This is a genomic window from Ligilactobacillus sp. JN-6 (Y).1, assembly GCF_058111525.1.
In genome coordinates this window covers 835,450-860,846 of record NZ_CM176599.1, presented here as the reverse complement: position 1 = coordinate 860,846, position 25,397 = coordinate 835,450, and the positions used below count along the sequence as shown (strand labels likewise).

At 39.4% G+C, this 25,397-nt stretch carries 17 protein-coding genes and 2 pseudogenes; 7 read left to right on the top strand and 12 right to left on the bottom strand.

From position 1 onward, the window contains the following. Nucleotide 1 precedes the first annotated feature (1 nt). Both AC3XNE_RS04080 and AC3XNE_RS04075 read right to left on the bottom strand, forming a co-directional pair. Nucleotides 2–1,378, bottom strand: a complete 1,377-nt coding sequence (locus AC3XNE_RS04080) for a glycoside hydrolase family 1 protein (protein ID WP_489833041.1) — start codon at nt 1,376–1,378, stop codon at nt 2–4. A 244-nt stretch (nt 1,379–1,622) separates the two neighbouring features. Next, complete coding sequence (locus tag AC3XNE_RS04075; protein WP_489833040.1) at nt 1,623–3,041, bottom strand: L,D-transpeptidase family protein; 1,419 nt, start codon at nt 3,039–3,041, stop codon at nt 1,623–1,625. Nucleotides 3,042–3,491: 450 nt separating this feature from the next. Here AC3XNE_RS04075 and AC3XNE_RS04070 point away from each other — a divergent pair, with 450 nt between their 5' ends. After that, nucleotides 3,492–5,393: a fructose-1,6-bisphosphatase gene (locus tag AC3XNE_RS04070; RefSeq protein WP_489833366.1), complete on the top strand. Its 1,902-nt coding sequence runs from the start codon at nt 3,492–3,494 to the stop codon at nt 5,391–5,393. 249 nt (nt 5,394–5,642) lie between these two features. On the opposite strand, the gene AC3XNE_RS04065 is transcribed toward AC3XNE_RS04070, so the two are convergent. From AC3XNE_RS04065 to pdhA, 6 genes are all read right to left on the bottom strand, one after another. Beyond that, nucleotides 5,643–6,662, bottom strand: coding sequence for an FAD:protein FMN transferase (locus tag AC3XNE_RS04065; RefSeq protein ID WP_489833039.1), 1,020 nt, complete (start codon nt 6,660–6,662; stop codon nt 5,643–5,645). 185 nt (nt 6,663–6,847) lie between these two features. Continuing rightward, nucleotides 6,848–7,870 (bottom strand): lipoate--protein ligase, encoded by a 1,023-nt coding sequence (gene lplA / locus AC3XNE_RS04060; RefSeq protein WP_489833038.1) that lies wholly within the window; start codon nt 7,868–7,870, stop codon nt 6,848–6,850. Nucleotides 7,871–8,115: 245 nt separating this feature from the next. Then, complete coding sequence (gene lpdA / locus AC3XNE_RS04055) at nt 8,116–9,522, bottom strand: dihydrolipoyl dehydrogenase (RefSeq protein ID WP_489833037.1); 1,407 nt, start codon at nt 9,520–9,522, stop codon at nt 8,116–8,118. A 4-nt stretch (nt 9,523–9,526) separates the two neighbouring features. After that, a complete protein-coding gene (locus tag AC3XNE_RS04050; RefSeq protein ID WP_489833036.1) occupies nt 9,527–11,149 on the bottom strand; it encodes a 2-oxo acid dehydrogenase subunit E2 in 1,623 nt (540 codons plus the stop codon). 141 nt (nt 11,150–11,290) lie between these two features. Continuing rightward, nucleotides 11,291–12,268 carry an alpha-ketoacid dehydrogenase subunit beta gene (locus tag AC3XNE_RS04045; RefSeq protein ID WP_489833035.1) on the bottom strand — a complete coding sequence of 326 codons (978 nt, stop codon included), beginning with the start codon at nt 12,266–12,268 and terminating at the stop codon, nt 11,291–11,293. 3 nt (nt 12,269–12,271) lie between these two features. Beyond that, a complete protein-coding gene (gene pdhA / locus AC3XNE_RS04040) occupies nt 12,272–13,363 on the bottom strand; it encodes a pyruvate dehydrogenase (acetyl-transferring) E1 component subunit alpha (protein ID WP_489833034.1) in 1,092 nt (363 codons plus the stop codon). 931 nt (nt 13,364–14,294) lie between these two features. On the opposite strand from pdhA, the gene AC3XNE_RS04035 reads away from it, so the two are divergent. Beyond that, nucleotides 14,295–14,567 (top strand): hypothetical protein, encoded by a 273-nt coding sequence (locus AC3XNE_RS04035; protein ID WP_489833033.1) that lies wholly within the window; start codon nt 14,295–14,297, stop codon nt 14,565–14,567. Nucleotides 14,568–14,713: 146 nt separating this feature from the next. On the opposite strand, the gene AC3XNE_RS04030 is transcribed toward AC3XNE_RS04035, so the two are convergent. Further along, on the bottom strand, nt 14,714–16,531 hold the full coding sequence (locus tag AC3XNE_RS04030) for an FAD-dependent oxidoreductase (RefSeq protein ID WP_489833032.1): 1,818 nt from the start codon (nt 16,529–16,531) through the stop codon (nt 14,714–14,716). A 262-nt stretch (nt 16,532–16,793) separates the two neighbouring features. Between AC3XNE_RS04030 and AC3XNE_RS04025 the strand changes: the two genes are divergently transcribed. From AC3XNE_RS04025 to AC3XNE_RS04015, 3 genes are read left to right on the top strand one after another with little or no spacing between them, the layout of a single operon-like run. Continuing rightward, nucleotides 16,794–17,300: a dihydrofolate reductase gene (locus AC3XNE_RS04025; RefSeq protein WP_489833031.1), complete on the top strand. Its 507-nt coding sequence runs from the start codon at nt 16,794–16,796 to the stop codon at nt 17,298–17,300. A 32-nt stretch (nt 17,301–17,332) separates the two neighbouring features. Further along, the gene (locus AC3XNE_RS04020) at nt 17,333–17,638 is read left to right on the top strand and encodes a hypothetical protein (RefSeq protein ID WP_489833030.1); all 306 of its coding nucleotides are present in this window, start codon (nt 17,333–17,335) and stop codon (nt 17,636–17,638) included. Between the two features lie 57 nt (nt 17,639–17,695). Continuing rightward, nucleotides 17,696–17,875: a hypothetical protein gene (locus AC3XNE_RS04015; RefSeq protein WP_489833029.1), complete on the top strand. Its 180-nt coding sequence runs from the start codon at nt 17,696–17,698 to the stop codon at nt 17,873–17,875. 811 nt (nt 17,876–18,686) lie between these two features. Here the strand turns inward: AC3XNE_RS04015 and AC3XNE_RS04010 are convergent. Together AC3XNE_RS04010 and msrA are read right to left on the bottom strand one after the other, a co-directional pair. Beyond that, nucleotides 18,687–20,270 carry a putative polysaccharide biosynthesis protein gene (locus AC3XNE_RS04010; protein WP_489833028.1) on the bottom strand — a complete coding sequence of 528 codons (1,584 nt, stop codon included), beginning with the start codon at nt 20,268–20,270 and terminating at the stop codon, nt 18,687–18,689. A 169-nt stretch (nt 20,271–20,439) separates the two neighbouring features. Further along, nucleotides 20,440–21,267: pseudogene (gene msrA / locus AC3XNE_RS04005) on the bottom strand (peptide-methionine (S)-S-oxide reductase MsrA). Between the two features lie 218 nt (nt 21,268–21,485). Between msrA and AC3XNE_RS04000 the strand changes: the two are divergent. Then, a complete protein-coding gene (locus AC3XNE_RS04000; RefSeq protein ID WP_489833027.1) occupies nt 21,486–22,709 on the top strand; it encodes an argininosuccinate synthase in 1,224 nt (407 codons plus the stop codon). A gap of 16 nt (nt 22,710–22,725) precedes the next feature. Next, nucleotides 22,726–24,126: pseudogene (gene argH, locus AC3XNE_RS03995) on the top strand (argininosuccinate lyase). Nucleotides 24,127–24,290: 164 nt separating this feature from the next. On the opposite strand, the gene AC3XNE_RS03990 reads toward argH, so the two are convergent. Next, nucleotides 24,291–25,196: a metallophosphoesterase gene (locus AC3XNE_RS03990; RefSeq protein WP_489833026.1), complete on the bottom strand. Its 906-nt coding sequence runs from the start codon at nt 25,194–25,196 to the stop codon at nt 24,291–24,293. Nucleotides 25,197–25,397: the final 201 nt, after the last annotated feature.

Genomic DNA, 25,397 nt, shown 5'->3' with positions numbered 1-25,397 from the left:
GTTACACCCCTCCTTGTCTAATAACTTGCCTAAACCAATAGTAGCTATCTTTTGGATAACGTTTCAGATCTTTTAGATCATCTTCAGTACGGTCTATGTAAATAAATCCGTACCTTTTATGCATACCTTCATGGACGCTGACTAAGTCGATCGCAGACCATGGCAAATAGCCACAAACTGGAACTTCATTTTCTTTTGCCTTTTCAATTGCGGCTAAATGTTTTTGCAGATAATCGATCCTATACTGGTCATGAATTTTATGATCTGCGGTTAACTCATCATAAGCTCCTAAGCCGTTTTCAGTGATAATAATTGGCATTTCGTAGCGATCATTAGTAACTTCAAGCGTAGTTTGTAAACCAGTAGGATCAAGTGTCCAGTTAAATTCATTCTTTTTTAAAAATGGGTTAGTGACTCCTTTATATGAATTCGGCTCATATACGTCTTCTGATTGCTGATCAGAAACACCAGCTAATTTACTTTCTCCTTTTTTAGGAAAACTAACTGTAGCACTCGTGTAATAATTAAGCCCGATAAAGTCAGGACGATTATTTCGCACCAGTTCTAAATGTTCCGGCTTGATTTCCATAGTGATCCCCAAGTCCTTTAAATGTGCTTTAAAAAGGGGATCGATCCGACATTTGATTGAAAAGTCTAGATAGGCCCAATTTCGAACTGCATTGAACGTAGTTGCAGCCCTAATATCTTCCGGCTTAGATGACAATGGATAAACATAGGAAATATTGGGAATGGGACCAATTTTAGAGTCAGGGATCAATGAATGACATTTCTGGATAGCGATTTTTTCGGCGATCATTAAGTTATAAAAAGATTTGTAGCGATCCTGATTATTATTATGGAAACCAACGATTTTTTGGTCAGCCAGCAACATAATGTTTGGTTCGTTGATCGTTAACCAGTATTTAACGCGGTTGCCAAAGTGCTTAAATAACACTTCGACATACTCACTATATGCCTCGACTGTTTGAAAATTTGTCCAGCCCCCGGCCTTTTGGAGATGGTCGGGTAGGTCAAAATGGTAAGTAGTCACGATCGGCTTGATTCCTTGTGCGAGCATATAGTCGATCACATCAGTGTAATGTTTTAAGCCTACTTGATTAATGCTGCCATCTTCTTTAATGATCCGTGTCCAAGCAAATGAGATCCTTAAAGCATTGACGGACATCTCTTTTAATAGATCAATGTCTTCTTTGTAATGATGGAAGTGATCAACTGCCACAGAAAAATCTGCTATTTCGGTATTATCTCTTTTCCGTGTATCTTGGACTGATGGTTGTTTTCCTCCGACGTGAACTGCCCCTTCTGTTTGGTGAGCAGATAATGATGCCCCCCACAAAAAATTGCTGTCATTGTTCATAGTTGTCCTCCTTGTAAAATCAGATGGCGGGTACTGGCTTTGGGTAAGAACTACGTGTTTTTGATTATAGTGTGGTGTTGCACTTAAAGTGTAAATTCAAGAGACAAAAAAGGAAATAACCCCCTATTACATTGTAAGTGTAAATAAGCAACGAAAGAAAGAGTTATTCCCTGATAAATGTTTTACAATAGCTGATCGCAAAATTCTGGATGTGTTTTGCTACGTTAATGTTTTTTAGTTTTCGCTAGGATGCCAAACCATTACCGTATACGATCACGGGCATTCCTTGATGACTGCGGGCAAATAGTTTTTTCATAGCGGCAGGGGCAACGTTGATACAGCCGTTTGAGCCATGCTCATGGCGGGCAGATGGATTGCCTAGGACGCTTTTTGCTACCCAAGGAGCCGAATGAATAAAGATCCCGTCGTCAGTCAGGTCCATTGCCTGTGGAACATGAGAACTATACTTAGTGCCATCTTTCTCAGTTCCACGCATAGTCATTGGAGCTTTGCGCCACTTGATATAATAGTAGCCTGTCGGAGTGGGGATATTGACCTTAGGTGTCCCTGTATTGACTGGTGCAGTTTGGACTACTTTATTATTTTCTACCAAATAGAGTTGTTCATTAGTCAGATCCACTTCGATGTGATTCTGTTTTTTAATATTAGCTAGGTTAGTTTTATCAAATTTTTGATCAGAGTTAGTAATATTTTTGGCAGAGATATCAAGTTTTCCAGCTAATAGCTGCTTTTGTAAATAACGTCCTTCGTTATACTCTTGGATATTCCAACCTAAAGTCCCTTGAGAATTATCAAAAGAAACGCTTTGTCCTTGAGCAGTAGTAAAGTTTGCTTTTGATGACCCTGCTAAAGCGTACTTTTGATTCAGACCACGAATGTACTTAAAACTTGGATTTATTCCCACATGTGTCCCGCTTTCGTTGATCGTTCCTTCAGTTAAAACTTTTTTAACAGGGGTAGTTTCTGTTTTCCCCATCACTTTATATTTAAAATCTTGTTTTAAAAGTTTATTTATCTTTTGATATTCATTTTTCCCATACCAAGTAGGCTTTTTGAAGATAGCTGCTACGGTCTGCTTAGGGTCATTATTAGGATCAAGCTTTTTTATCAAATTATTTATCGTGGCAGTTTGATCGATCTGATTACCGGGGACAGCCTTTTTTAATGTTGCTTGCCCACTAGCGATAGTGATCTGTGCATTTTGCGGCGCAGTACGCTTTTGATTTGCTTGTGCGATTGCTTGAGTGATCTGCTCTTTTTGTGAATTTACATTATTGATAGCAGACTTTTTATCGTAGATACTAGCCTTTTTTCCTGCTTCAGGCTTCGTTGCAAAGGGGTGAATACGACGTTGATGGAGTAACTCTTTTAGTTCATCCCGGTATGCATGACTAGCAGCTATGTTTAATTTGGCATGATAAATTGTTTCCTTTGTTTGAGGGTCTTTGATCGTAAACTCTGGTTCCTTAAGGTCAGAGTTGATTTTTGAATCAGCATCTTTATAGGATAATTTGCCGATCTTGACCCCTTGGACAACTGTGTTTTTTGCAAAATGCGTGGCATGCCAGCCATAATAACTGCCACAGACAACTACGATGACAATTAAAATGAGCAGCAGCCAGCTCTTCTTTTTATTTTTCAAATTTAAAACACCTTTCTGAGCTTTAAATTAGTTAATATACTCTAAATATAACGCATATTCATAGATAATAGCTAATTCTTTGATAATTGTTTGTTGAAAATTAAGGGTTGGAAATCAATACTCATATATTGGTGTATCTTAACACAAATGAATGCAACGATACAGTGTGCTTTATTCTAGCAATAATACTATACCAATTTATAATAATGAGCTCGATTATTTGTGAAAAACTATAGTTGACCCTAGGATAACATAATCGTTTTTGAGTAAATAACGATAGTTAACGGTTGAAACTGCTCAAATTAAGTAATATTATGATTGTATCAACTTTATATAAAATACGAGTATATTTACTTTGTGAGGTAATTTATGATGGAAAACGGGTTAAATAACCTAAACCAATTTAAAAGCCGGACAGAAGATAATGAAAAACAATATTTACGCGAAATAATGAAAGAAAGGTTTCCAACTAAGGAAGCAGTGGTTACTGAGATCATGAATTTAGAGGCGATCTTACACTTACCGAAGGCAACTGAGCATTTTGTTAGCGATCTTCATGGAGAATATAGTGCATTTGACCATATTTTGCGCAACGGTTCCGGTAATATTAAAAATAAGATCACGGATGTTTTTGGCGGAAGACTGACGCCTAGCCGGTTACAAAATTTTGCGAGCTTGATCTATTATCCTGAAGAAAAACTTGAATATAAAAAACAGCAGCTGCAACAAGATAAAGATGATACTTTAGAACAATGGTATTTGGATACCATCCAGCGCTTGGTCGAATTACTAGAATTCGTTTCCACTAAATATACCCGGTCAAAAGTCCGTAAAGCACTTGATCCAAACTTTGCTTATATTACGGAAGAATTATTATATACTGACCCACAAGAGTTTGATAAACGTAGTTATATTGACCAACTGATGAAAAACTTAGTGTCAATGGAAGTTACTGATGAATTTATTATTGCAACTTATTATACTATCCAACGATTAGTTGTTGACCATTTACATGTCCTGGGTGATATTTATGATCGAGGAGACCATCCAGAATTGATCATGGACCGTTTAATGTCTTACCATTCAGTCGATATCCAATGGGGAAATCATGACATGTTATGGGTCGGAGCTTCATCTGGCTCGGCATTATGCATGCTGAATTTGTTGCGGATCAGTGCAAGGTATAATAACTTAGCAACGATCGAAGATGCCTACGGAATCAGTTTACGTCATTTATCGCGTTTTGCCGAAGAAAATTATACAGATAACCCGGCTTTTCGGCCGAAGCTAGTTGATGGAGACTCGTTCAACTTTGACGGGGAAAGGTTACAATTGACCCAGATTCAACAAGCGGTGGCCATAATGCAGTTTAAAATGGAAGTCCAAACAATTGCTAGAGAACCAGACTTTCATATGGATCAGCGGGCTTTACTGAACAAGGTCGATTACGAGAATAATACCATTGAATTGCAGGGTAAGACCTACCAATTAACTAACACATGTTTTAAATTAATTGACCCCAGGGAACCTGGTAAATTAACAAATGAAGAGCAAGAACTCATTGAAGGTTTATTGCATTCATTTGTAGGATCTAAAAGGTTGCAGAAGCATTTGGATCTTTTGGTAAATAAAGGGAGCATGTACTTGCGCTATAATGATGACTTGCTGTTACACGGCTGCATGCCAGTTACAGAAAAGGGTGAACTTTTACCGTTTAAGTATCATGGAAAGAAATATCGTGGCAAGCAGTTGGTAGATTTCTTCGACCAGCAAGTACGTCATGCCTATAATGATCCGTGTGGTGATGATCAGAGCGCCGCTGATTTGATTTGGTACTTGTGGCAGGGTCCGATCTCACCGTTATTCGGCAAACAAGCCATGACAACGTTTGAACGTTATTTTATTAAAGAGCAGGCTACTCATGAGGAAGTCCGTAACCCATATTTTAAATTACGTCACAATGAAGATTTTGTTGATAGTTTGTTAGAAGAATTTGGGCTGGATCCAAAAGATGGTCACGTTATCAATGGCCATACGCCCGTTAAAAGAGGGCATGATGCCATTATGGCTAATGGCAAGATGTTAGTGATCGATGGGGGTTATTCAAAGGCATACCAACCGACAACGGGCTTTGGCGGCTATACACTCTTGTATAACTCATATGGTTTGCAGCTGGTGGAGCACCACCCATTTACTTCAAAGGAAGATTCGATCGTTAATGGTAAAGACATTGTCTCTACGAGAAGGGTAGTCAATCATGAAGTTAATAGAAAGTCGGTAGCTGATACAGACATCGGAGCCAGATTGCAGGAAAATGTAAAAATATTACGAAGTTTGTTGGAGGAATATTAAAACACAGAGCGGAAAGTCCAGGCTTGCGGAGCTCGACTATAATATAAAACAAAGATTGAAGTGAAGCAGGAGAAAGTGAGCATTATCGTAGTCTAGTCATATAGCGTGATCTTGGTTTGTGGAACTTGACTATGAAGACAAAGTACAGTATTGGTAGCGCAACAGTCTGCCAATATGAGAAATCAATTGTATAAGTAAAAAGAGCCGAGAAAGGGTTTCACTTCACTTCCTTGGCTCTTTGAGTTTATGTTATGATAATAATTCAAAATCCGGGTCGATTACTTTAATGTTTTCGGGCTTTATTCCGCTGACTAAGATCTTGTTATCTTTTGTTACGAAAACAGCACCGTAAAGGTCCCGGTCATTTTCACCCCAGTCTTTGACGGGCTCACCTGCAAAGAACAGTTCAGTTGTGTGGATCTCGCCATCGATCGAATATTTTGAGAAGACAGTGACACTGGCTAGGTTATTACTGCGCGGATAGCCTGTTTTTGAATCCAGGATATGGTGGTAGCTTTTGCCATTGATGTCTAAATGACGCTCGTAGATCCCACTGGTAACGATAGAACAAGCTGGTGTTTTGACAACCGCAACAGCTTGGCCTCTTTGATTTTTAGGCGCTTGAACCCCTACGCGCCATAAACCATCTTCATGGACCGGTTGTTTGCCGACCAGCAAAAGATTGCCACCAAGGTCGATCATTCCATTATTGATCCCACGGGCAGCCCAGAGATCTTTGATCCTATCGGCAATAAAGCCCTTTGCGATCCCGCCAAGATCGATCATCATGTCATGTTTTTTTAAAAAAACAGTTTGGTCTTTGTCGTTTAGTTCTATTTCATTAGGATCGACTATCGGTAGTCGTTCATTGATCTGCTCTTGTGTAGGCAAATGGGCATCATCAAAGCCGATCTCCCAGAGTTTGACTAAAGGCCCGATCGCAGTATTAAAACCTAGGTTTTTGCGACTGACATCCACGGCTCTTTTTATCAAAGCATAGACACCATTCGATACTTGAACCGGCTTTTTACCTGCGGCTTCATTGACGGCCATTACTTCAGATCCTGGTCTGTTGACAGTCAGCAGGTCTTCATAGTGAACGACCAACTCATTGGCTGCATTCAAATCTGTTTCAGTTGTAGCACCAAAAGTCGTTAGGGTGATTTTTGTCCCCAAACCATAGTACTGCTTGGTAAAACGCTGTTCGGCTATTTTTTTTACAGGTTCCGGATGGATATCTGTCCAGAGAACCTCCTTATTGTTCGTCATATTTTTCATCCTTGTCTTATAAACACAAAATTAATTTCTCTTTCATTCTAACATATGAAATTCATAGCGTAATAGGCCACCAGCTAGCTAGATATGTAATGCTCCTTACCTAAGAGACTACTAAAAAAGGCGGCCTATCCTCTTACAATAAGAACTGACCACCCTTAGTTGTTAGCTATTAAAAATTAATTCTGTGTACTTAGTAATTCAGTAATTTCATCTTGTGGGATCCCGGCGAAAAAGCGCGAAAGATCAAGTGAGTTTAATTTTTCTTTGATCTCTGCCTGTGAATACCTCGTGCCTTTTAAATCATCTTGTAATTCATCAACGTTTTCAGGCCCAAAGAAATCTCCGTAGATCACAAGATTTTTTATTATCCCGTTTTCAACGTTGAATCGGGCGTCGATCGTGCCGCCGGTAAAGTGTTTACGACGCTGGACAGTGAATTTTGGTGATTTGCCGTAGACCCAATCCCAATTGTAATAGATCTCCTGTTCAATTTTAGCGATTTCTTTTTTATCCTCATCGTCCAAGACATAAGCATAATTTTCTTCGGCTTCTTCGATCGTATTAGTTTTCCAGATTTTTTTGATCAATTCATCGCGAAGTTGGAATGTATCCATATTTTGATATTCTTCCTTCAAATATGGTTTGATATTGATCACGCGTGAACGAACTGATTTGATCCCTTTAGATGCGATCTTGTCTTTAGGGACACGTAAGGCATCAGCTACTACATCTGTGTCTACATCGAACATGCAAGTTCCATGCGAGAAAGTTTTACCATCACGTGTGTACATAGCGTTACCAGAAAACTTACGTCCATTTAGCACAATATCATTACGTCCAGTGACTTCTATGTTACTTGCGCCCATTTCTTTTAGCCCGTCAACAACAGGTTGGACCATCGATTTAAAATCGCCAAACTTTTGGTCCTTAGCAGGGACGACCATGCTAAAACACATGTTACCCAGATCCTGGTACATAGCACCGCCACCAGATAAACGACGGGTGATCGTAATATTGTGTTCTCTACAATACTCTGGGTCGATCTCTTCCATCGTATTTTGGTTTCGGCCCACGATAATACATGGTTCTTCAATATAGAATAGCATAAACGGTGGTGTCATTTTACTACTGTTCATCAGATATTGTTCTGTAGCAAGGTTAGTCCGAATATCTTTAGTGTCCATTGCGATATATTGCATGTTATTGCCCTCTCTATTACGCAAAAATCCACCAGTTAGCAAGATGTTGTTCAAATAGTTCTTGTTATAACTGTCAGATATTTTGTTTATTTTGTGATAGATCATAGAAACTACTATTGAAAGCAGCTATGGTTACGCTTTCATGGTAGCATTAAAAATTATTGAATTCAAGGATATTTATACTATAGTGACTAGTCATAAAAAAATCCCCAGTAAAGGGGATCAAAAATTGATTTGACAAATTTTTAAATATTAGTTGGGAAACCTAAACCAACATCAGCGGCATCCATGACACCTTCAGCTAATGAAGGATGTGGATGAATAGTCAAAGCAACATCATCAAGAGTTGCGCCTGATTCAACCGCTAATGTTAACTCAGTGATCAAGTCGGCAGCATTTGCTCCAACAATTTGTGCCCCAACGATTTGTTCTTCGTCTTTAGTAAATACTAGACGGATAAAGCCCCTTGTCGCATCCATCGAAATTGCACGGCCATTTGCTGCAAATGGGAATTGTGCTTTTTTAACATCCAAGCCTTGATCTTTAGCTTCTGCGACTGTTAAGCCAGTGGTAGCGATCTGTTCACCAGTATAACAAACGGCTGGCATAGCACGGTAATCAACAATACTTGATTTGCCAGAAATAGCTTCAGCAGCGATCTTACCTTCATAACTAGCTTTGTGTGCTAAAGCTGCACCAGCAACTACGTCACCGATAGCGAAGATGTGTGAGATATTGGTACGTCCTTGGTTATCGACTTCGATCAAACCATGGTCATCTGTTTTGACTCCAGCCTGTACAAGTCCCATCTCAGCCGTATTTGGTTTACGTCCAACTGAAACAATGCAGTAGTCGGCTTTGAATTCCTTAGTCTCACCATTGACTTCAGCAGTGACTGTGACAGAATCATCTGTTTGTTCTGCCTTTTTGGCCATGGCAGAAGTATAAATGTCGATATTGTGATCGGTCATGTTTTGCTTAACGACTTTGACCATATCGGATTCATAGTTAGCTAAAATTGAATCCAAACCTTCGATGATGGTTACATGGGAACCAAGTTCAGCATAAGCTGATGCTAATTCGCTGCCGATGTATCCACCGCCGATAACGACTAACTCTTTTGGAACATCTTTAAGTGCTAAAGCACCAGTTGAATCAACAACACGACCCTCGAACTTAAAGTTAGGGATTTCGACCGGATGACTACCAGAAGCCACGATCAAATTATTAAAGTTATAAGTTTGAGCGGAATCATCGTTGCCGATCACTCGCAAACTGTGATCATCTTTTAAGAATGCTTCGCCCCACAAAACATCAATATGATGCTTTTTAAAGAGACCAGCAACACCGCTGGTTAATTTGTTGACTACGGAACCTTTCCATTCTTGTGTCTTAGTAAAATCAATCGTTGCATCTTTAGTGGCAATGCCCATGTCGCTTGTACCTAAGGCTTGTTGATAATGATGTGCTGCTTCGATCAAAGCTTTAGAAGGGATACAGCCAACGTTTAAGCAAACGCCACCAATAAATTCACGTTCGATCACGGTAACTTTTTGTCCTAATTCAGCTGCATGTATCGCTGCGACGTAGCCACCAGGGCCGGCACCGATCACAACAGTATCTAAATCTTCTGCAAAATCTCCAACTACCATTTAATTATCCCTCCATCAAAAGCAACTCTGGGTCGCCCAACAATTCTTTCAGACGGTTAACTGCACGTTGAGCAGTTGCACCATCGATCACACGGTGGTCAAATGCCATAGTCAATTTCAGGACACGGGCAGATTTAATTTCACCGTCAACAACGACAGGTTCTGGGCTGATCTTACCGAAACCTAGAATTGCAACTTCAGGGAAGTTGATAATTGGGGTAAAGAAGCCGCCACCGACTGAGCCAATATTAGTGATCGAAATACCTGTATGGCTCATGTCACCAGAACTTAACTTACCATCTTTAGCTTTTTCAGTGTTTTCGCTGATCGAACGAGCGACATCGAATAAGCTTTGCTGGTCAGCGTGTTTAACATTTGGAACAAAGAGACCACGATCAGTATCAGTAGCAATACCAATATTGATATAGTCTTTGAATACACTTTGTTTGTTATCCATATCTACTTGCGAATTGAAGATCGGGAATTCTTTCAAGACAACTGCAAGTGCTTTTGTAACGTAAGCTAAGAATGTCAAATGAACGCCTTTAGAAGCAGCGAGTTCTTTGTACTTCTTACGGTGATCCCACATCTTATCAACGACAACTTCGTCAAAGATATGCACATGTGGGATGTTGTCATTAGAACGAGTCATAGCCTTAGCCGTAGCATAACGGATGCCAGACATTTTTTCAGCATGTTCTGGCCAGTCTGGTGAAGTTGAAACTGGAGCGGCAGCTGCCTTTTCTTTTTCAGCAGGTTGTTCGGTTGTTTCGCTTTCAGTTGCTTTAGCACCGCCACCAGCTAAGAAGCTGTCGATGTCAGTTTTCAAGATCTGACCGTGATTACCACTACCACTGATCTGTGTTAGGTCTGCACCTTTATCGCGTGCGTATGCACGAACACCAGGCATAGCCAAAACTGGCAAGGAATGGTCTTGTTTTTCACCAGTTGGTGCTGTTGCAGATGATGTTGAAGCGGTAGGAGCTTCTTTGCTTTCCGAAGCAGCAGGAGCAGCTTCTTCTTTAGCGCCGCCTTCAACATTGCCTTGCCCAGCAGCGACTTCAAGTTCAACTAGAGGTTGGCCGACTTCAGCAGTTTCACCTTCAGGGACCAAGATCTTAGTAACCTTACCAGCAACAGGTGAAGGAAGTTCTTCGACGGATTTATCATTTTCGATTTGCACCAGATCGCCGTCTTCTTTAACTTCTTCGCCTTCTTTAACATGCCATTCACCAACTGTACCTTCAGCAATACCTTCGCCGATATCAGGCAAGTTGAATTGGTAGGTATCTTTACCAGATCCGTTAGAATCAGCAGCAGCAGGTTCAGCTGGTTTTTCTTCTTCGGAAGCGGAAGAAGCATCTCCAGAAACGTTACCTTTGCCGTCTTCAACTTCAAGTTCAACTAGAGGTTGGCCGACTTCAGCAGTCTCACCTTCAGGGACCAAGATCTTAGTAACTTTACCACCAACAGGTGAAGGAAGTTCTTCAACGGATTTATCATTTTCGATTTGCACCAAATCGCCGTCTTCTTTAACTTCTTCGCCTTCTTTAACATGCCATTCACCAACTGTACCTTCAGCAATACCTTCGCCGATATCAGGCAGGTTGAATTGATATTTCTCCATTTGTTATATACCCCCGTATATTTGATCAAGTCATCCTAATGAGGAGACAGCAAGTCTTATTGAAAGACACATATTACAAGTTAACAGCAATATGTGTACTTGGTAAGACTTGCTTTCTATACACCTCATCTTACTTTGTAATTAATAATTTACGATTTCTTTGGCTTTTTCAATAATATCGTTCTTATTTGGTAACCATGTTTCTTCTGCTTGGCTGAATGGGTATGGAGTATCTGGTGCCGAAACTCTGCCAATTGGTGACTCAAGTGAAAGGATCGCTTTTTCAGCAATGACAGAAGCAACTTGTCCCATAACCCCGGCTTGATTTTGCGCCTCTTGAACTAGGACAGCCCGACCAGTCTTTTTAACAGAATTGACGATAGTCTCTTCATCTAATGGAGAAATAGTCCGCAAATCGACAACCTCAGCTTCAACGCCGTCTTTGGCTAAAGCATCAGCAGCTTTAAGACTTTCTTGAACCATATAACCATAAGAAATGAGGGTAATGTCTTTACCTTCGCGTTTAACGTCAGCCTTGTCCAATGGAACTGTATAAGATTCATCCGGAACTTCTTCTTTAAATGAACGATAAAGTTTCATGTGTTCAAGGAAGAAAACAGGATCATCAGAACGGATCGCTGAAGCTAACAGTCCCTTAGCGTCATACGGGCCGCTAGGGATCACCACACGTAAACCGGGAGTTTGAGCCAATAAACCTTCTAAACTGTCGGCATGCAGTTCGGGTGTGTGAACACCGCCACCAAAAGGTGCACGGATCGTGATCGGCATTTTACGTGAGCCGCCCATCCGATGGCCTGTCCGGGAGATCTGACCAGCGATCTCATCCATAGTTTCAAACACGAAACCAAAGAATTGGATCTCAGGTACCGGACGGAAGCCTTCTAAAGCAAGGCCCATAGCTAAGCCGTTGATACCTGATTCAGCTAATGGTGTATCAAAAACACGATCTTCGCCATTTTCGTCTTGTAATCCATCAGTTGCCCGGAAAACACCACCGTTACGGCCAACATCTTCACCAAAAACTAAAACTTTTTCGTCTCGTTTGATTTCTTCATCAAGGGCCTTAGTAATGGCCTTGACCATTGATAATTTAGCCATTATTTAGTCACTCTCCTTTGCAGTATAAGCATCTATCTCCGCTTGAATTGTAGGTGGGGTGTCGATAAACGTATTCTTCAGGAAGTCACTGACTTTTTGTGGTGCAAAGCTTTCAGTCTTCTTGATTGCATCATCAATTTGTTGATTGACTTCGTCTTCCCAGGATTTTTCTTCATCCGTTGACCAGATACCCTTATCTGTCAGGTACTTACGCATTCTGATCAATGGATCTTTACGTTGCCAGTCGTCTACTTCTGCGGACGTTCTGTAACGTTTTGGATCGTCACCAGACAATGTGTGTGGACCATAACGATATGTCAAAGTTTCAATTAAGACAGGACCGTTACCAGCAGTTACCCAATCACGAGCAGCTTTAGTTGCTGCGTAAACTGCTAAGGCATCCATCCCATCAACTTGAATCCCGGGGATACCTGCTGCAACAGCTTTTTGTGATAAAGCAGGAGCGGCTGTTTGTTTTGCACGCGGAACGGAAATAGCATAACCGTTGTTTTGCACAAAGAAAATTGCTGGAGCTTCATAAGCACCTGCAAAGTTGATCCCTTCATAGAAGTCACCTTGAGAAGTACCACCATCACCAGTATAAGTGTATGCTACAGTTTTCTTACCATTTTTCTTGATACCTAGAGCGACTCCAGCCGTTTGAACATATTGTGCACCAATAATGATCTGAGGTGGTAGTCCTTGTAATGATTCAGGGTACTTATTGCCATCTACATGACCGCGGGACCAGAGAAATGCTTGATAAAGCGGTAACCCGTGTTGGACAAGTTGTGGCACATCACGGTATGCAGGCAGAATAAAATCATCTTTAGTCATTGCAAAGTTTGACCCGATCTGACTGGCTTCTTCACCAGAAGTTGGTGCAAAGAAACCTAACCGGCCCTGACGATTCAACTTGGTGGACCGTTCGTTCAGTACACGTGACCAAACCATTTGTTTAAATAATTCTTTGAGTTCATCGTCTGAAAGATCAGGTAATAGATCTTTATTGACGACTTGACCTGATTCGTCCAAAATGCTGAGAGTTTCAGTATTTGGAGTACTCTTGAGTTGTTCAAAATCTATTTTTTTCATTTGTAAATTTTCCCTCCTCGAAAACTTGCTAATGATATTCTGAAAAGCTTTACCATAACGCTTTCATCCTAATGGTAATACGGTTTGAGATAAATGTAAACTTTAACAAATTGTGCACATTATATTTAAAATTTTTGTTACTACTAACAAGGCAAAAATATATAAAAATAAATTTTTATAGCCCTTCTTAGTGAATTTTTGCACATTACCTTGAATGAAATATATTATTTCGAATTAATAAGCGCAAAGTGTTAGAACTAATTGGAGAGTAACTACGCTTACCAGCAACAAAAATCACTATAACTGATATAAAAATGCGCGACTGAAATAAAGTACATAAGTAATTCACAATCTTTAGCAAAGATGTAAAAAAGTGGGTTTAATTTTAAAGGTCAGTAGCTTATGATGTGATCAGTAGATGTTATTTTGGAGTACAATCAAATAGGTCAAAGCTTTTTTCCTAATAAATTACGTTAACATGCTGAAAAGGGTGACTTATTGTTAGGTGTTAGTGTTTGGTCTTTGGGACTGTGCTGCTGTTTTCTTAGTCCGGTTCCGTGAAGCAGAAAGCTCCGCCTATCGCAGTCTAGTCATACACCGCTAAGAACCGTACTATAGCACCTGTCTCCGATAACGCTCGAGGCTTAGGCGGTTTGTTGATTCACTGTTGTTATAGTCGAGTTCCGCGTGGCAGAAGATCCCGCTTATCCTCACAGTGCAAACTGCGCACTATAAAGTCCAAGTCTGATAATGCTCGTCTTCTGGACGCCACGCTTCACGCTGTTTTCTTAGTTGAGCTGCGCATGGCTGAAAGTTGTGCCTAACCAACTTCCACACTACAATGCTGAAAAGCGCATTATAGTGCGAAAGTCAGTTAGTGCTCGCCTTCTATACGCCATGCTCCACGCTGTTTTATGATAAGGAGATTTTTATGAAAGATAATTTTGTAGCCTACCCGGTAGTGATCACTTCAGAAATAAACAACGAGTATTATGATTACTTAATTTTTCTACCGGATTTTGGAGCATACTGTCAGGCTAATAGCGTTCTTGAAGCACTTCGTGTAGCTGTTAAGTTTATTGAAAATCAAAGTTTGGCGAATGAACTGCCTCCTATGAAGCTCGAACTTCCTCAAAGCAGTAAGGGGCAACTTGTGACATTTGTAAATGTTGAGGTACCAAATAAAAAAGATGGAGATGTCTAAAAGGCGCACATAGTTTCTCGGTTGAGTAAATTAAGCAATACTAATACTCAAGTCGGAAAAATTATTAATAAAAACAGGAACGAAATCTAATTTGTTTACAAGTATTTCGTTCCTGTTTTTATTTGTTAAGAGAATGGAACAGATTTCTATTTTACCTGGCTCCAAGCGTCTTGGACTGCTGATTTAAGGGCGTAGCTTGAGGCTGAGGCACCGGCAACAGAGTCGATATCGACCGTGTTTTCTTTGATCATTTTGGCCGGCATATCTTGTAAGGCTTGGAGACCAACATCATCACTTTCGCTTTGTTTTAGGATCTCAACATTCTTGAACGATTTGTCAGGTGCCACCGTCAAACGGACCACGATCTCACCACCAATACCGGCTGTACTGCGTCCTAGATATTGGTTAGGCTCAAGGGTAAAATTAGCTTCCTTGTCAGAGTTTTCGTCACTTTTTACAATAAAATCTGATTGATCAGTTTCAACTTCTGGATCAGAAGTGATTTCTTGGTCGTCCTTGAGAAAGGCGGCATTTTGCCCTGCAATCTTACCAAAGATCAAGCATTCGGCTAAATTTCCTCCGCCTTGATATTCATTGGCACAGATACCTCCAATTTCACCGGCAGAATATAAATGAGGGATGGGTTTTCCAGTAGTGTCCACTACTTCTGCATGAGAATTACGCCTTGGGCCGCCTTGCGTATTGAGCATGGTCTGTTCCATACGTACTGCATAGATCGGTCCTGTAGCAAAAGCAGCTAAAGTTTCAGCTGGGCGATGGAATTCAGGATCATTTTGATCAAGAGCGGCTTGATTAAAGCGTGCTAGAGTAGTTTTCAAGTTTCCTGGGTCGAAACCAAGCTTTTGAGCTAATTCTGCGATAGAATCAGCTTCGATCACATTGTCTTTATATGGTTTGTGTTGACCAATAATCTTATCGTTATCCAGCTCTTTTTTCTTGATCGAGTCGAAGATCAAGAAAGGATGGGCCTGATTAAGGGGTACTTTCCACTGACCGTGGTTTTTAATGTGACCATGGCGGTTTTCTTCGGCTTCGTTGAAATAACGAGTGCCATCATCACCGACAACAAATACACTACCACGAGAAACAGCATTATTTTGTTCGTTGATCATTAAACGCCCACGTTTGCCTTGAGTTACTGCAAAGGTCATGCCATGTAACAACCCTAGTGATTCGTAGTTATTCATATGCCACAGATCTGCGCCAACTGCTTGAGCCATTTTGATCCCGGCGCCTTTATTATAAAGTGTTCCTAATGGCGCCAATGCAGTAGCCCCTAGGTTATCTTCCAACATAGCCTGATTATTTTCAAAACCGCCGGTGGCTAAAACTACACCATTAGTGGCTTTGATACGGCGTAAAATTCCTTCGCGTTTGATCACTACACCTTTGATCGTTTTTGGAGTAGGTTCTTGTATTAATTCAACTGCTGGGGTGTTGTAAAAGACGTCGATCTGGTCTTTACGTTGATCAATTTGATTTTTTAAGTTTTTCCATAAAGCAGCATCAAACATGTTGGGACTGACCGTAGTAAAGTCATAAGATTCAACTCCAGCATATTCTGGAAATTCTTCAAAAATCCCGGAAGCCTGAGGGGCATTTTTACGCCAACTATATGGTTCAACTCCAAGGTATTCCTGAATATAGTTAGGGATCTTGACCATTCCAGCCACAAAAGTTTCGACCATTTTTTCATCCAGCTGTTTTGGAGCGGTTAGTTGCTGATAGTAGAGCTTGGTTTTATCAAAGTTGCTACCGGTCCCGACCAATTGAGCAGAATAACGTGTATTACCACCTTCATGGCCTTCGGGCGCAGAATCTACTAATAACACGCGTGCGCCATCATCTGCTGCAAAACGAGCTGCGGTTGCTCCTGCGCCACCAAACCCTAGTACAACGACATCATAGATTGCGTCCCAGTTGACTTTATTTAGATTGCTCATGTTTTACCTCCTTAATTATGTGATCGTTTTGTTATGTTAATAATATCACATTAGGCAACCGCTTACAGTGCGGGCTTCAAAAAACATGTATGCTTTTTTGAGAAAGGATATGAGAATAGTTAACGTGCATAAGGAATTATGGTACAAGAACTTTGGTGTTTTGAAAATGTTTCACGTGAAACATTTCTATAAAATTAATGCTGAAATGCTATACACAGTGTATCATTAGGGATGTAAAAATAAAAAATGGAAGGGTGATTTGATGTTAGCATTTATTTGGGCTGAAGATAGTAAGCATGGTATTGGTTATCAAGGTCAACTTCCTTGGCATATGCCGGCTGATATGAAATTTTTTAAAGATACGACTACCGGAAACGCGATAGTAGCAGGACGAAAAACATTTGAGACGTTTAAACGCCCACTGCATAATCGGAGAAACATAGTTTTGACTTCGCATGATAAGGAAGATTTTCCTGAAGGCGTAGTCGTTTTTCATAGTGTTAAAGAAGTACTGAAATATTATACTAGAGAACCGAGACAAAAGTTGTTTATTGTTGGGGGCGTTCGTCTATTTGAGGATTTCTTACCTTACGCCACTGATCTTTATCGGACAACGATCGATCATGAATTTGAAGTCGATACGTATATGCCACAAATTGATTACTCACATTTTATGTTGAGTGATTTTGTTGAGGGTAGAGTTGATGAGAAAAATGTATACCCCCATCATTTCGAGCATTTTATGCGAGTTGAACCAGAAAATGGATAAAAAATATTGCTGATAAAAAGAGATCTTAAATAATGGATCTCTTTTTTGCTAAATACTTAAGAAAGGGAATGAGAAATATGCAGAGTGAATTGGAAGAAAAAGTCAATGCTACGAATGATCCGGACGAGTTAAAACGGTATTTAGAACCTTTAGAGGATATGGCTTTTTGTCAGGTAATAAAGAATTGTGCTGATCCGCGAAAACTGGATAACTATGTGCCTCAGCATAAATTTCCAGCTTATACGATTGCTTTGCATTGTATCGATCATCAAAACATCAGTAGTAAGCAGAGACAAACTATTCAAAATCTCTTCTTAGCAACAAAGGCTGATAAGTAGTAAAAATGAGACGGGGAAAAGGTTATTCTTGTTCAATTTCAAAGGAGGTTGATCAGAATGAAAGAAAAAGGATTGTTTAAAGCCCTTTTGATAGCTCTGTTATTTATAATACTAGCCGCTCTTTATTTCAATAGAAAATCTACGGTGTCTGATACAACGGTAATTCAGGATAACACAGTGCATGTTGTTAGTGTAGTAAAGCCGGTGAAGGCACATAACGGAACAACAGAATTATAGAAAAGTCTAATGGTGGTGTAATGATCGCCGTTGTAAACAACTTAAGCGGATGTTTGTAACGATCGGTCAACATGATCTCATAACAAAACCCTCCAATCCTTTTTGGTTTGGAGGCGAATGTTATGGGATTTTTTAATGGAGAAATTACTTCTCTGGGCTTTTACTGCGTATGTTTCGAATACCAGTTGTGAAAAGGAGTAAGGCAGCTAATAGCAACAGACGAGTTGCAGTTTTCTCAGATGTTGTAAATAAGCTAAGTAGTATTGCTATGGTTGCCAGGAAAAGGAATAGGACACCAGATGCTTTTTTTGACATGGAAGAAAAATCACTCCTTTTCTTTAGTCTTATTTTTCTGTTTGTTCGGATGTTTGTAGTAATAGTAATTAAGTAGACCGATTGCTAGAAAAACAAAGATATATGTCCAGGATAAAATGGACATAATTGTGCCGATGATAGAAGCAATAGCGGCAATAAAGCAGATAATTGCCATGGTTAAGTTAAAATATTTCATAAGCGTCCTTCCTCGTTCATACGAAACCTGTAACAGCAGCTAACAATAAATAAAAAAGTAATTGTTTTTTGTGAATTTTTTAAAGAAAGTTAGCGGTTAGCAAGTAATTTTGACTCTCACATAGAGCATCTTTGAATTAAAACCTTGCTGTACACCAATTTTTTCTTCGTAATTTTCACATGCTTCATAAATTACATCTTATCAAAACAATTCGATAAAGCAAGAAAGACGACTTGCTGACACTTACAACAAAAATAAAGGTTGCAGAAAACTAGACATTTTTTTACAACCTTTTTAAATTTATTTTCCGATAGCTTTTCCGAAAATTCTTTGTGCTATCCCAGTTTTGTTTGTAAGGAAAATGTAAACCATTAGTGCGACAATACCTATTATTCCGCAAAATATAAAACCGGAAAGTTTACCGGCTGGAACATAAATTTGTCTGGCCAGCAGGGTAATTAACGTTACCAAAATGAAGTAGACAACGTTCACTATTAAAGTCGGAAAAAGGCGACGTAGGCTGAAACTAAGGTGTTCATGTATCTTATAATAGCTAAGTAGACTTACAGAACCAAAAGCAATGACTGTCGCCAAGATGGCGCCCATTCCTTGAAAATAATAAACTAAAGGAAATTGACATACTATCTTGGTGACCAGGCCGATCAGAAGATAGATCATCGCTTTACGACTATAGTGTAGTGACTGTAATAAGGTCAAACCGTTGATTGCAATGGCCATGATGACACTTTGCCAGATGTTGACATATAGAAACACTGCGCCTCTGGTATCATACGTGAAGAAGATCCCATTGATTTCAGGTGAAAGTACACCTAACATTGTGGCAGCTGGTAGCAAAACAAATAACAGATAGGTTAAATTTTGATCTACTAATTTTTTGACACCTTTACGGTCATGAATTGCGTTTTTTCCCGCAATCAAAGGCAAGCTGGTTTCTGCTAGTGCCGTAGCTAAAGCAATAATAACTGCAGTTATTTTTGAAGGATCAGCTGAAAATATAGTATAGATGTATTGTGTGTATGCAGACGATTTGTTTAAGAAGCCTTGCATGATCTGCTTGAAAAATAATTGGTCTACGATTTGGCAAAGAGTGATGCCGGCACCAACAATAACAAAAGGGATCGATTCATAAGCGATCATGAATAAGGTGTGCTTAATGCCATACAAGTCAACAGGCAGACTTTTTCTTTGTGCCAAACGATAAAGCGGTAATTGGCGTTGATAATGATAAATTAAGTAAAAGTAGCTTGCCAGCGCTCCGACAAAAGCAGCGAAAACACTGAAATAGACAGCGACTACATAGCTAATGTGAAGCTGATAGATCAGTAAATAAGTACTGACTAATATGAATACCACCCGCAATAACTGCTCCCACAGTTGGGAGATGCCAAATGGTCGAAGATCCTGGTTTCCTTGAAACCAGCCCGAAAAAATGCTCATTGAAGGTAGGATAGCTACAGCTGGAACCAAAGTTCTGATCGCAATAGTAGAATTGTGTGGTGAAACGACAGGAGTATTCTTTGCAAAAAGTGGCGCAAATAAATATAAAAGCACTGCAAAAAATAGGCCAGAAATAACCATTAGCCAAAAACCAGTTTTGAATAATTTCTGTCCGTTTTTAAACTTTTGTTGTCCATTATACATGGCGACACGTCTAGCGATACCAGATGGAAAACCTGCGGTACCTAATGAAAGAAAAATCGCATAAATAGTATAAGAAGAATTATTTAGAGCTTGAGCTGTTGTAATATTGTGAGCTGATCCTATCATGTAAAGCCAAGGTATCAGATAAATAACACCCAAGGCACGTGAAAAAATACTTCCAAAAGAAAGCCAAAAGGACCCTGACAGCATTTTTTTGTTCAAATGAAAAGCACCTTACTTGTCTAAAAATATTTTGTGTAGGAAAAATTATTTCCCGGGTTATTTTTTCTAAAAGTCGTAATATGAATAAGCTTGTACTTTTATAGGCTGTTATTTGCTAATAGAAAAATATTTAGTGGTTCTGTTTTTAGGGTTTAGTATACTATAAATTTTATTTAGTTGTCTTTTTGAATAATGTTCTTATTTGTGCATGTAAATGCTTTAGAAATAAGATTTGTTTACGCGGCTGTTCTAAGCGACTATATCTTTTTTTAAATTTTTTATAGAATTCTTGATGGTAATTTTCTGCCGGTCAAAAGCTTTTTGCGGGTTTGATCGGAATAACGATCGGTTTAGCATACTTACCGGAACTTTGTAATTCATTTTTTGATTCTTCCGCTAGTTGTCTTTGTTTTGGTGTTGTATAAAAAATTGTTGGAAGATAATTTTTTCCACGGTCGTCAAATTGTCCGTCAGCATCCGTAGGATCCACAATGCTCCAGTATGTTTTTAAAATTGACTGGTAACTAATTTTTCTAGCATCGAAAATGATTTCTACTGCTTCTACATGATCCGTTGTTTGTGTGCTGACTTGTTCATAAGTGGGATTTTTCAGGACTCCACCGGTATAACCAGATATGACTGATTTAACTCCTTCTCTAGTGTCAAAAGGCTCAACTAAACACCAAAAACAACCGCCTGAAAAAATAGCACGTTCTTGAAACGGAGAGTCTTTTTGATAATGGGGACTGTAGTCAAAATGCATCTGTCCGGCTGGGTCACCTACTAATTGTAAATAGAAGTCTGAAACATCAGGTGTTAAGTTATTTCTTAAGGCTAACGGTCGTAAATTAAATTCAAGTTGTCTTAAGGATGATTTGACATCTTTGTCAGTTCGGAGGTCTTTTTGTGTTTGCTGGAGTAATTGCTTTTCCCATGCATGTGTAGCGGAATTATTGATCAAAGCTTGTAAGATATGTAATGTTTCATTCTTATTCATTTTGGAAACAGCCTCCTTACAGTTTGAATTTGTTTGAGTAATTATAGCACAGAGCAATATACTTACTGAATAAAGCTTGTATCTTGGGTATCTCGCCTCAATTATGCAATTTAAATGAATATCATTTCTATTAAATGCATAAATAATAATTTTCTCTTGCAATTGATGTATATTTATCCTAACATTAAGGAAAATATTTTAGGGAGAGGGAATGGGACATGAACAAGGAAAAAGTAGTTTTGGCATACTCTGGTGGATTGGATACGTCTGTTGAGATCGCTTGGCTTAAGAATGCTGGATATGATGTGATCGCTTGTTGTATTAATGTCGGTGAAGAAAAGGATCTAGATAAGGTCCAACAAAAGGGTAAGCAGGTTGGGGCAATAGCTTCTATTGTGATCGATGCCCAGCAAGAATTTGCTGAAGAATATTGTTTGACCGCACTGCAAGCACATACTTATTATGAAGGTGAATATCCCTTAGTCTCCGCTTTGTCGCGTCCTTTGATCGCAAAAAAGCTAGTGGAGGTCGCTAAGAGGTATCAGGCAACAACTATCGCACATGGTTGTACAGGTAAAGGAAACGACCAAGTTCGTTTTGAGACAGAGATCCATTCTCTGGCGCCAGAATTAAAAATCGAAGATCCGATTCGTGATCAACATATGTCCCGGGAAATGGAAATTGAGTATGCTAAAGAAAATGGAATTCCAGTACCGATCAATAAAGAAAGTCCTTACTCCATCGATGAGAATTTATGGGGCCGGGCGAATGAATGTGGTGTGTTGGAAGATCCGTGGGCAACTGCGCCTGAGGATGCTTATGAAAGAACAAATGCTTTGGAGAATACGCCGGATGAGCCCGAATACTTAAAAATTGCTTTTGAAAAAGGTGTTCCTGTTGCTGTTAACGGCCGTGAATATCAACTGCATAATTTGATAAAACACATCAATAAAATAGCAGGTGAACATGGTGTTGGACGGATCGACCATGTAGAAAATCGTTTAATAGGGATCAAGTCCAGAGAAATATATGAGTGTCCCGGAGCAGAAGTTTTGTTAAAAGCTCATAAAGACTTAGAAGATCTGACCACGACTAAGGATCTGGCACATTTTAAGCCGCTTATTGAAAAGGAGATCACAGATATCATTTACAATGCTTTATGGTATACTCCTTTGTTCGACTCTTTAAAGGCATTTTTAGATGAGAGTCAAAAAGAAGTAAGCGGCACTGTAAGAGTTAAGTTATTTAAAGGTAATGTTATTTGTGAGGGACGGCAGTCAAATAACTCATTATATGATTTAAATCTAGCGACTTATACTTCAGCTGATTCATTTGATCAAGAAGCTGCTGCTGGTTTTATTAAGCTATATGGCTTACCGTCAATAGTACATGCAGAAGTTCAAAATAAAAAACATTCTCTACAAAAGCAGAGCTTTAAGTAAAACAGGAGGGAAGAAAATGGCTACGAAACAAATGTGGGGTGGCAGGTTCGAAAAAGGCAATAATTCGGAAGTTATAGATTTTAATGAGTCGATCTCATTTGATAAACGTCTAGCTAAACAGGATATTCAAGGTTCTCTTGCACACACTAAGATGTTGATCCATACGCAGATACTTTCTCAAGCGGACGGGAAACAGATAATTGTGGGGCTGGAAAAATTACAAAAGAAACTACTAGCTGGTCAAATAAATTTTTCGAGTAATTACGAAGATATTCATATGAATATTGAAAGTTTGCTTCAGCAAGAAATAGGGCCGGTTGCTGGTAAATTACACACTGCACGCAGCCGCAATGATCAAACTGCTACGGATATGCACCTTTTTATGAAAGACGAACTTTCTCAAATCTGCGAACTGTTAGACCGTTTGCTTAAAGTTATTGTCATTAAGGCTGAAAAGAACATTACAACTTTAATGGCCGGATATACGCACTTGCAACATGCGCAGCCTATTTCTTATGCACATTACTTAATGGCATATTATGAGATGTTTGTGCGTGACCTACAGAGGTTTCGCCAGGCTGAAACTAGTGCAGATAATTCTCCTTTGGGAGCTGCGGCTCTGGCAGGTACGACTTTTCCGATCGATAGGGAGTATAGCGCTCAGGAGTTAGGATTTGAAAAAATATATCGAAATTCGATCGATGCCGTGTCGGATCGGGATTATTTGCTAGATTTTTTGTACGCTTCAGTGACTTTAATGATGCACTTAAGTCGTTTTTGTGAAGAGATCATTTAGTGGAATTCCTTTGAATTTGGCTATATTGAACTTAGTGATGAGTATGCTACGGGTAGCTCGATCATGCCGCAAAAGAAAAATCCAGATGTTGCTGAATTGATCCGCGGAAAAACTGGTCGCGTGTACGGGGAGCTTTTTTCCTTGTTAACAACACTCAAAGGCCTTCCTTTAGCGTATGATAAGGATCTGCAAGAGGATAAGGAAGGGTTGTTTGACACCATCGATACTGTGAGATCCTGTCTATCATTATTTGCGGGAATGCTTGAATCACTCACAATAAAAAAAGATAAGATGGCAGCTGGGTTAAAGGACGATTTTTCAAATGCAACAGAATTGGCAGATTATTTAGTGAATAAAGGATTAACATTTCGACAAGCGCATCAAGTGGTTGGAAATTTGGTTCATTACGGGATAAAACACCAGATGCCACTGCAGGAAATGAAACTTGACTTTCTTCAAAAATTTGAACCTAAAATAATGAATGATGTCTACAGTGTTTTGAATCCTAAAAAAGCTGTTGAACGACGAGTCTCATTTGGATCGACTGGATTTGCGCAGGTTAACGAGCAGGTCCAGCACGCCAAAGACAAACTATTTGGGAAGAATATTCTTAAAAAATGAGTGGCTATTATCTAAAAGGACAAGAAGATCGGCGAATAAAAAGATCACTGTATTGAAGTATCTCTAAATTGCAGCTTAAAGTGTAGCAATGTTGAATTCTTCAATATAGCGGTCTTTTTTTCTATAGAACATTGGCATTAAAAGTGGATACTTGTAAATTTCCATTAGTAATCAAACAGCGTAAATGCATTATCTAAAACTTTGTCCCAATTATGGCGCATGTCTTGAACAAAAGCTGCCTGCTCAGCTGGATGTTTGGCAAAATGAAATTTTTGGGGCTCTCCATGGTCAGCCAACCATTTTTTAGTGTATGGCCATTCATAACGATAGCCGATAGGACGACAATGCCAGTTGACGCTATTAATATTCTTAGCTCCATCACGTGCATGAATGTGTCCGAAAACCACATCACTGACAGTTTCATTGTAATTTGAAATTACATCGCCGATTTCTTTACTACCAAGTACACCACCTAAAGCGCGCCAAGTTACTGCTTTTCTGTTAAAGGGTCGTGGATACATGATAAATTCCTGGCGAGGGACAAAGTGGGTCGCAATGATCACCCTTTTGTCCTGCTTACGAAATTCTTCTAACAAGTGGGTAAGATGGTCAGCTTGGTCTTTGCTGATCACCGGATCACTTGCAGAACGTTTGATGAATTTGTCGATCCAATACTTATTTTTATAATTTGCCACGATCTCGTTAGCTGGCTGCGCGTCAGTTTCTCCTCTAGCAAAACCATAATCATACCAACCATTAAAAGGCAATAACACCGTATCAGAGTTTAAAGTTAAAGCTTTAAAGTTTAGAAAGCCAGGTGTTTTATTGTTCTCGATATTGGTGGTGTCAAGCATATCATGATTGCCAAAGTTAAATGTTGTGGGTAAGATCGAATTAAGTGTTTGAATAATTTCATTTCCCTCACGAGCAAAATGGTTTGTAATATCCCCTGCAATATGCAGTCTTGTTGCACCAGCATCCTTAAGATATGATCCGATCTCTAGTAGGTCGTGTAAAGTGAATTTATTAATATCGACGTGTAAGTCTGAAATAATCGCTAATTTTCCCATCTTGTTTCTCATCTTTTCTTTTATCTTTTGCACACATCATTCTTTTCAATGTTTCTAACTTATCCTATCGAAGCTTGATAGTCAATTTCTTGGCTTGTTTAGATAAGTTCAAGCCAGTCATCAAAAGCAAGTTCTTGATGCAGTACCTTCTCTCCATTTTTGGTAAAATCCAGCCACAATTTGTCTAGCATTGTTGTAGAA